The organism is Streptomyces sp. NPDC056580, assembly GCF_042793175.1.
Taxonomy (GTDB): Bacteria; Actinomycetota; Actinomycetes; order Streptomycetales; family Streptomycetaceae; genus Streptomyces.
Map to the genome: position 1 here is coordinate 377,827 of NZ_JBHTVE010000004.1, position 8,509 is coordinate 386,335.

Sequence of the window (8,509 nt, forward strand, 5' to 3'; positions counted from 1 at the left end):
GCCCACCCGCATGCGCGGAGACCTCGGACTGCTCTCCGTGGTCGCCTTCGGCGTCGCCTACATGGCCCCCGCCGTGGTCACCTCGATCTTCGGTGTCATCGCCGCCACCAGCAAGGGCGCCGCGGCCACCGCCTACGTGATCGCCACCGGCGCCATGCTGCTCACCGGCTTCAGCTACGCCAAGATGGCCAAGGTCCACCCCAGCTCCGGCTCCGTGTACACCTACGCCCGCAAGGAGCTCGACTCCCGCGTCGGCTTCCTGGCCGGATGGGCGCTCCTGCTCGACTACCTCTTCCTGCCGATGGTCGCCTGGCTGCTCCAGGCGATCTACCTGCACGCCCAGTTCCCGGGCGTCCCGGAGTGGGCCTGGCTGGTCATCAACGTGGTCCTCGCCACCGCCATCAACGTCGTCGGCCTCAAGGTCGCCGACCGGGTCAACCGGGTGCTGCTGCTGGGCGTCACCGCCGTCCTCGTCGTCCTCGCGGTGCTCTGCGTCCACTACGGCCTCGGCCACGGCGGGGCCCCCGCGGCCGGCCACGCCTTCTGGAACAGCGCCACCAGCGTCTCCGCCGTCACCGCGGCCGCCGCCGTCGCCGCCTACGCCTTCCTCGGCTTCGACGCGGTGAGCACCCTCAGCGAGGAGGTGCGCGACCCGCAGCGCACCATCCCGCGCAGCATCGTCCTGACCGTGCTGACCGGCGGCACCGTCTTCGTCGTCATCTCGTTCCTGATGCAGTGGGCCCACCCGGGCGGTTCCTTCCCCGACGAGAACTCCGCCGGATACCTGCTGTCCACCACCGTCGGCGGGAAGACCTTCGCGGACGTCGCCAACATCGTCGGCATGCTGGGCGGGTTCGCCTCCTGCGTCGCCATCCAGGCCAGCACCAGCCGTCTGATGTTCGTCATGGGCCGGGACGGCGCCCTGCCGCGCCGCGTCTTCGGACGCCTGCACCGCAAGCTGCTCACCCCCGTCACCAACGTGCTGGTGATCGGCGCCGTCGGCCTGCTGGCCATGAACCTCTCGCTCGCCGACGCCACCTCCTTCATCAACTTCGGCGCCTTCCTCGGCTTCACCCTCGTCAACGTCTGCGTCATCGCCTACGCCGTGCGGCAGTGGCGCTCCGGCACCCGCCACTCGCCCGTGCGGTACCTCCTCCTGCCGGCCGCCGGTGCCGCGGTCGACGTCTACCTGATCACCCAGCTCGGCGGCACCGCGGTCAGACTGGGCCTCGGCTGGCTGGTCATCGGCATCGTCTGGCTCGCGGTGATCACCAAGGGCTTCCGCCGCCCCGCCCCCGAGATGCGGCTCGGGTCCGACGGCGAAGCGGGGCCCGCGGAGCCCGAGGCGTCCGACCCCCTCCTCCCGACGGCGTGAACCACCCCCAGGGCTCCCGGCCGCCGACCTCGGCCGGGAGCCCTGGCACGTGCCGCCGCCGCGGGGTGCCGCACGGGCGCGCGCGGCGCACTCGGGCGGGTCCGCGGCCCGACGGACTCAGGGGTGACGGCGGTCCCGGCAGCGCGGTCGCGGCGCGGCTCGCGATGCGGCGGCCCGGGGACCGGCTCCCCGGGCCGTCCGTCCTCCCGCGCGTCGGTCACAGGCACCGGGTCGCGAACTGGACAGCCAGGCTGGTGGCGGATACGACCAGCCACAGGCAGCCGCCCAGCAGCAGGGGAGCGGGACCGGCCCGGCGCAGTCCGGCGGGTTCGGTGGACAGGCCGATCGCGGACAGGGCGACGGTGATCAGGAATCCGGCGAGCGAGCCGAGCGGCCCGTGGGCGGCGGCCGGGACGAGGCCGGCGGTGTTCGCGGCCGCCAGGACGAGGAAGCCGATCAGGAACCACGGCACCAGCCGGCCGACGCGCACAGGTCCGGGCAGGGCCCGTCCCGGATCCGACGGGGCGGCGGCGGCGTCCGCGTCCGCCGTCCGCGCGCGGCGGCGGGCCAGGGCGGCGAGGCCCAGGCAGACCGGAATGATCAGCAGGGTGCGGGCCAGCTTGACCACCACCGCGTAGTCGGCCGCCGGGCCGCCGTAGGTGGCGGCGGCGGCGACCACCGACGACATGTCGTTGACCGCGGTGCCGGCGAACAGGCCGAAGGCGTGCTGGCCCAGGCCCAGCAGATGCCCGAGGGCGGGGAACGTCAGCACCGCGGCGATGTTGAAGACGAAGATCGTGGAGACGGCGTAGGCCACCTCCGCCTCCGCCGCGCCGATGACCGGCGTCACCGCGGCGATCGCGGAGGCCCCGCAGATGCCGGTGCCCACACCGATGAGGGTGCGCAGGTCGCGGACGACGCCCAGGCGGCGCCCGAGCCAGTACGCCGCCGCCAGGCAGACCACCAGGGTCACCAGCATCACCGGCAGCGAGCCGGCCCCGACCCGCAGCACCTGGCCGAGGGACAGCTGCGCGCCCAGCAGCACCACCGCTGCCTGCAGCACTCCGCGCGCGGCGAAGGCGACACCGGGCCGCGTCCGGTCGCCCGGCCGCACCGCCACCGCCACCAGCACCCCGAGCACGATCCCGCTCACCGGCCCGCCGACGACGGGGACCAGCCGGCCCAGCGCGGTCGCCACGAGGGCGACGCCCACGGCGAGGGCGAGCCCGGGCAGCCGGGCGGCGAAGCCGGGCAGCCGGGCGGCGCGGGCGGAACGGAGCGGGCGGGCGGTCCCTGACCGGGAGAGGCTGACGTCCTTCATGATCACCACTCTGGGCGGCCCGGTGCTCACGCTGTAGCCCTCGACCGGGCAGGAGGTCATAGCGAGAACGTATGACCGATACCTACGCTTGGGCTGTGACAGACGCTCCCGTGCCGGATCCCCGTACCGTCCTCCTCCCGCCGCGCACCCCCGACCTGGAGTCGCTGCGGCTCCTCGTCCTCGTGGCCGACCTGGGAAGCCTGGGCCGGGCGGCCGAGCGGCTGCGGATCTCCCAGCCGTCCGCGAGCCGCCGGCTGTCCACGCTGGAGCGCGGACTGGGTCTGGTGCTGGTCGACCGGACCCGCCGCGGCTCCCGGCCGACCCTCGCCGGACAGGTCGTCGCCGGGCACGCCCGGCGGGTCCTGGACGAGCTCGACCAGCTTCTCGCCGGCGCCGGCAGGCTGCGCGACCGGCGGGAGGCCGAGCTGCGCGTCGCGGCGAGCCTGACCATCGCGGAGTACCTGCTGCCGGCCTGGATCAGCGAGCTGCGCGGCCGCCGGCCCGAGCTGTACATCGGACTGCAGGTGACCAACAGCGAGCACGTGCCCGAGCTGGTCGAGGCCGGCGAGGCCGACGTCGGGTTCATCGAGGGCCCGCGCCTGTCCCGCGTGATGTCCACGCGGCAGGTGGCCGAGGACCGGCTGGTGGTCGTGGTCGACCCCGCCCACCCGTGGGCCCGGCGGCACGAGCCGCTGTCGGCGCGGGAGCTGTCCCGCGCGCCGCTCGTCCTGCGGGAGAGCGGCTCCGGCACCCGCCAGACGCTGGACCGCGCCCTGCACCTCGCCGGCTGCGAACGCGTCCGGCCCCTGGTGGAGCTGGGCTCCACGGCCGCCGTGCGCGGCGCGGTGATCGCCGGCACCGGGCCGTCGGTGCTGAGCGAGCTGGCCGTGCGCGGGGACATCGCCGAGGGCCGGCTGATCGGCGTCGACGTCGCGGGCGTCGACCTCACGCGCGACCTGCGCGCGGTCTGGCCGACCGGGCGGCGCCTGGTGGGCCCGGCGGCGGAACTCGTCACGGTGGCCCGCCGGGCGTTCACCACCGGGCGGCCGCCCGGCGCGTAGGGCCGCGGCGGAAGGGCCCGTGCGTCCGGTGGCCGCACGCCGGTGAGCAGCTCGAAGTCGTCGACGCCCTCGCGGAACGGGTGCAGACCCTGGGCGGCGTCGCGGTGGGGGACCCCCGGCACGTCGCCGAGATCACCTCGATCCCGCGTCCGCCGGACGGCGTGGAGGAGGTGCCGGCCATGCTGTCGCGGTTGCTGGAGGCCCACGAGACCGTCCTGACCGAGGCGCACGACGCGGCCTCGCGCGCCGGTGACATGGGCGACGACGGCACCGAAGACCTGCTGGTCTCGCAGGTGATCCGGACCGGCGAACTCCAGGCGTGGTTCCTGGCCGAGCACCTGGTCGACACGCCCCTCGTCCGTACCTGAGCCGACGGAGCGCCGGTACTCGGCCGGTCCAGGCCGGACAGGGCGCGGGCGGGCGCCGCGCCGGCGCCCACGGCCCGTGACTGCTCCGGCCGGCCGACACCGGCCACCCCTGCCGGTGGCGCCCCGGGATGCGGGTGTTTACCCGGCTTCCTGTGGGTCACGCGGTCTGTGGGAGACGACATGCCGGTCGGGAGCGCTCCGCCGCGTCCGCACGGCACGCGGACGCTCGGAGACGACAGCCACCATGGAAGGCAGAGCAATGACGGAGATCCGACCCGCCACGACGACCGACTCCGGCGCACCGGCGGAAAGCGACGAACACTCTCTGACCGTGGGGCCAGGGGGACCGATCCTCCTGCAGGACGCCTACCTGATCGAGCAGATGGCGCAGTTCAACCGGGAGCGGATTCCCGAGCGCCAGCCGCACGCCAAGGGGAGCGGCGCGTTCGGCCACTTCGAGGTGACCGACGACGTCAGCGCGTACACCAAGGCGGCCCTTTTCCAGCCGGGCGCCCGCACGGACCTGGTCATCCGCTTCTCGACCGTCGCCGGGGAGCGCGGCAGCCCGGACACCTGGCGCGACCCGCGCGGCTTCGCGGTGAAGTTCTACACCAGCGAAGGCAACTACGACATGGTCGGGAACAACACCCCGGTGTTCTTCGTGAAGGACCCGATGAAGTTCCAGCACTTCATCCGGTCCCAGAAGCGCCGCGCCGACAACAACCTGCGCGACCACGACATGCAGTGGGACTTCTGGACCCTCTCCCCGGAGTCCGCCCACCAGGTGACCTGGCTGATGGGGGACCGCGGCATCCCCCGGACCTGGCGCCACATGAACGGCTACACCTCGCACGCCTACATGTGGATCAACGCCGCCGGCGAGCGGTTCTGGGTGAAGTACCACTTCAAGACCGACCAGGGCATCGAGTTCTTCACCCAGCACGAGGCCGACCAGATGGCCGCGGTCGACACCGACTACCACACCCGTGATCTCTTCGAGCACATCCGGGACGGCGACTTCCCGAGCTGGACGCTGTACGTCCAGGTGATGCCGTACGAGGAGGCCGCGAACTACCGCTTCAACCCGTTCGACCTGACCAAGGTGTGGCCGCACGGGGACTATCCGCTCATCCGGGTCGGCCGCATGACGCTCGACCGCAACCCCACCGACAACCACGCCCAGATCGAACAGGCGGCGTTCCAGCCCAACAACTTCGTCCCCGGCATCGGACCGAGCCCGGACCGCATGCTGCTGGCCCGGCTGTTCTCCTACGCGGACGCCCACCGCCACCGGATCGGGGGCAACTACCAGCAGCTCCCCGTGAACGCGCCCGTCGTCGACGTCCACACCTACTCCAAGGACGGGGCGATGGCGTACCGGAACACCACCGACCCGGTCTACGCCCCGAACTCCAAGGGCGGCCCCGCGGCGGACACCGAGCGTTACGGGTCCCCGCCGAGCTGGACGGCAGACGGGGAGATCACCCGCTCCGCCTACGTCTCCCACCGCGAGGACGACGACTGGGGGCAGCCGGGCACCCTGGTGCGCGAGGTCATGGACGACGCCGCCCGCGACCGTCTGGTCGACAACGTCGTCGGGCACCTTCTCAACGGAGTGACCGAACCCGTCCTGGAACGGGCCTTCGAGTACTGGTCCAACATCGACGAGACCATCGGCAAGCGCATCGCCGACGGCGTCCGGGCCAAGGCCGGCGAGAAGGACCCCAAGGCCGCCGAACAGGGCAACCCGGCACGGAGCTCCATGCAGCACAAGGCCTGAACCGCCCGGCCCGCCCGGGCGCGCCGGGCGGGCCGGCCGGGGTTCACGCGTCCCACAGCGTGACGTGCACCGCGGGCCGGAACCGGGTGCGGGAAGCCCGCGCCCGGCGCCCGCATGATGCGGGTCGCCGCGGGCGTGTGCGGGAACGCGTCCGTGGCCGGGGAACGGTGCCCCGGCCGCAGGGCGCTGACGTGCGAGGTGGCGTCCGACGGCGTGGCGGGCGTCTCCAGCACGCGCAGCTCATCACGCCGGGCGCGCGGGGTGACACCGGGTGGGAGAGCGCCGGTGTCACCCCGCGCCTTCCGCGGCGGCCGCCCGCCAGAGCCGCCGTCCGGTCCGTCCTGCGGCGGACCGGCCCGCACGACGCTCTCGCGCGGGCCGGCCGGACGGCCCCGGACCGGTCCGGGGGACCCCGGAGGGGGAGTGCCCGGCGCAGTTCGACGAGCGGTTCGGCCGGCGCGGCATGGCGCACGGCGCCGTGACCGCCATCGTCTCCGACGGCTGGGACACCGGCGGGCCGGCCGGCCCCGCCACCCACATGGCCGGCTGCCCCGCGTCGCCTACCACGTCGTCTGGGCCGACCCGCGCTCGGCGGCCCGCGTTACCCCGCTCGCGGCAGGCATGGCCGCCGCCCTGCCGTACCGCGACGCGGTCGTCAGCGCCCACAGCCTCGACGCCCCGGACGACATCACCACCGCGCTGTCCGCCCCGCGCCGCCGCCGACGACCCCGCCCGCCGCCGCCCGGCGGCGGGCCGCCCTCTCGCCGGCCCCGGCGGCTTCCGGTTACCGGCTACCGGGTTCCGCGCGCGCCGCAACGGTGAGGGCCCACAGATCCGGCCACCGCGAGGTGGGGCGCGTCTCCATTACGGCCTCCCGCAGCCCGCACGTAACGTCCCGGTAACCCCCGGGCCATGCACCGCGCTTCGCTGCAGGAGCACGGCTCCCCCCCCACCTCCCCACCCGTCGCGATCACCCAGGTGGCTCGATGAACCCCACTTCCCCCCACCCGCTGCCGCGCCGATCGTGGCCACGCCCCGCCTGCGCGGCGGCGCTGGTCCTGTCCCTGATCGCCGTGGTCCTCGGACTCTCCCCGGCCCCGGCGCGGGCCGCGAGCCTGCAGCAGGTCACGGGCTTCGGCTCGAACCCGGGCAATCTGCAGATGTTCCAGTACGCCCCCGACAACCTGCCGTCCGGGGCGCCGCTGGTCGTGGCCCTGCACGGCTGCACGCAGAGCGCGAGCGACTACTACAGCCACTCCGGCTGGCCCAAGTACGCGGACATGTACGGCTTCGCCGTGGTCTTCCCGCAGACCACAGGCGCCAACAACGCCAACTCCTGCTTCAACTGGTTCCAGTCCTCCGACTACACCCGGGGTCAGGGCGAGGCGCTGTCGATCCGGCAGATGGTGGCCAACGCGACGACCCGCTACGGCAGCGACCCCGGCCGCGTCTACGTCACCGGGCTGTCCGCCGGCGGCGCGATGACCTCGGTGATGCTCGCCGACTACCCCGACGTGTTCGCGGGCGGCGCGATCGACTCCGGCATCCCGGCGGGCTGTGCGACCGACCTCTCCAGCGGTCTGACCTGCCAGCACAACGCGGTCAGCAAGACCCCGCAGCAGTGGGGCGACGCGGTCCGCAGCGCGTCGGGCGGCTGGGGCGGCCCCTGGCCGCGCGTCGCGATCTGGCAGGGCACCGGCGACACCACGGTGAACCCGGCCAACGCCACCGAGTCACGCGACCAGTGGACGAACGTCTGGGGCATCGGCCGGACCCCGTCGTCCACCACCACCTTGACCGGCGGCACCACACAGGCCGTGTACGACGACCCGAGCGGCAGGCCCGCCGTGGAGACCTTCTCCGTCTCCGGCATGGCGCACGGCCTCGCGGTCGACCCGGGCTCCGGCACCGGCCAGTGCGGCAGCACCGGGACCTACTACCTCGGCTACATCTGCTCGTCCTACTGGACCGCGAAGTTCTGGGGCCTGGACGGCCCGGGCGGGGGCGGCACCGGCGCCCTCCCGGCGCCCACGGGGCTCACCGTCACCGGCACCACCGACACCACGGCGTCGCTGGCCTGGTCCGCGGTGACCGGCGCGGCGTCGTACGTCGTGTACCGCGGCGGCAGCAAGGTCGGTTCGACCACGGGCACCACCTACACCGACACCGGGCTGGGTTCCGGCACCGCGTACAGCTACACCGTCGCGGCCGCGGACTCCGCCGGCGCTGCCGGCACACGGTCGCCGGCGGTCACGGCCACGACCACCGGGTACCGGCCGCGGTGCTTCACGGACAACAACTACAACCAGGTCGCGGCGGGCCGCGCCCACCAGAGCCTCGGCTACGTCTACGCCAACGGCTCCGACCAGAACATGGGCCTCTACAACGTCGCCGTCACCCACACCCTCGCGGAGACCTCGTCCGGCTACTACGTGATCGCGGACTCGGGCTGTCCGTCCTGACGAACGGACCGGACGGGCCGGACGGCCCGCGCCCGGCGGCTGTGGGGGCCCCCCGGGCCCCGGGGGGCCCCCCCCCCCCGCCGGCGCCGGGGCCCCCCGGCCCCCCCAAGCCGCGTGGGAAACACAAGCATGTGGCTGGTAC

Annotated in this window: 5 protein-coding genes and 1 pseudogene; 5 read left to right on the forward strand and 1 reads right to left on the reverse strand. The window is 74.0% G+C overall.

Annotated features, from left to right (window positions below; translation table 11 throughout):
* The first annotated feature begins 10 nt into the window (after nt 1-10).
* Nucleotides 11-1,375, forward strand: a complete 1,365-nt coding sequence (locus ACFQ9Z_RS10590) for an APC family permease (RefSeq protein WP_383014031.1) — start codon at nt 11-13, stop codon at nt 1,373-1,375.
* 217 nt (nt 1,376-1,592) lie between these two features.
* Here the strand turns inward: ACFQ9Z_RS10590 and ACFQ9Z_RS10595 are convergent, their stop codons facing one another.
* Nucleotides 1,593-2,756 carry a YeiH family protein gene (locus ACFQ9Z_RS10595; RefSeq protein ID WP_383014034.1) on the reverse strand — a complete coding sequence of 388 codons (1,164 nt, stop codon included), beginning with the start codon at nt 2,754-2,756 and terminating at the stop codon, nt 1,593-1,595.
* Between the two features lie 11 nt (nt 2,757-2,767).
* Between ACFQ9Z_RS10595 and ACFQ9Z_RS10600 the strand changes: the two genes are divergently transcribed.
* The 4 genes and pseudogenes from ACFQ9Z_RS10600 (at nt 2,768) to ACFQ9Z_RS10615 (ending at nt 8,367) form a co-directional block, all read left to right on the forward strand.
* Nucleotides 2,768-3,757, forward strand: a complete 990-nt coding sequence (locus ACFQ9Z_RS10600; protein ID WP_383014037.1) for a LysR family transcriptional regulator — start codon at nt 2,768-2,770, stop codon at nt 3,755-3,757.
* 35 nt (nt 3,758-3,792) lie between these two features.
* Nucleotides 3,793-4,125: pseudogene (locus tag ACFQ9Z_RS10605) on the forward strand (Dps family protein); the annotation flags it as partial.
* Nucleotides 4,126-4,384: 259 nt separating this feature from the next.
* Nucleotides 4,385-5,905, forward strand: a complete 1,521-nt coding sequence (locus ACFQ9Z_RS10610) for a catalase (protein ID WP_383014040.1) — start codon at nt 4,385-4,387, stop codon at nt 5,903-5,905.
* Nucleotides 5,906-6,891: 986 nt separating this feature from the next.
* Nucleotides 6,892-8,367: an alpha/beta hydrolase family esterase gene (locus tag ACFQ9Z_RS10615; RefSeq protein WP_383014043.1), complete on the forward strand. Its 1,476-nt coding sequence runs from the start codon at nt 6,892-6,894 to the stop codon at nt 8,365-8,367.
* Nucleotides 8,368-8,509 lie beyond the last annotated feature (142 nt).

Coding starts and splice junctions, on each gene's coding strand:
- ACFQ9Z_RS10610 (WP_383014040.1), top strand. CDS start 4,385: ATGACGGAGATCCGACCCGCCACGACGACCGACTCCGGCGCACCGGCG.
- ACFQ9Z_RS10595 (WP_383014034.1), bottom strand. CDS start 2,756: ATGACCTCCTGCCCGGTCGAGGGCTACAGCGTGAGCACCGGGCCGCCC.
- ACFQ9Z_RS10615 (WP_383014043.1), top strand. CDS start 6,892: ATGAACCCCACTTCCCCCCACCCGCTGCCGCGCCGATCGTGGCCACGC.
- ACFQ9Z_RS10600 (WP_383014037.1), top strand. CDS start 2,768: ATGACCGATACCTACGCTTGGGCTGTGACAGACGCTCCCGTGCCGGAT.
- ACFQ9Z_RS10590 (WP_383014031.1), top strand. CDS start 11: ATGCGCGGAGACCTCGGACTGCTCTCCGTGGTCGCCTTCGGCGTCGCC.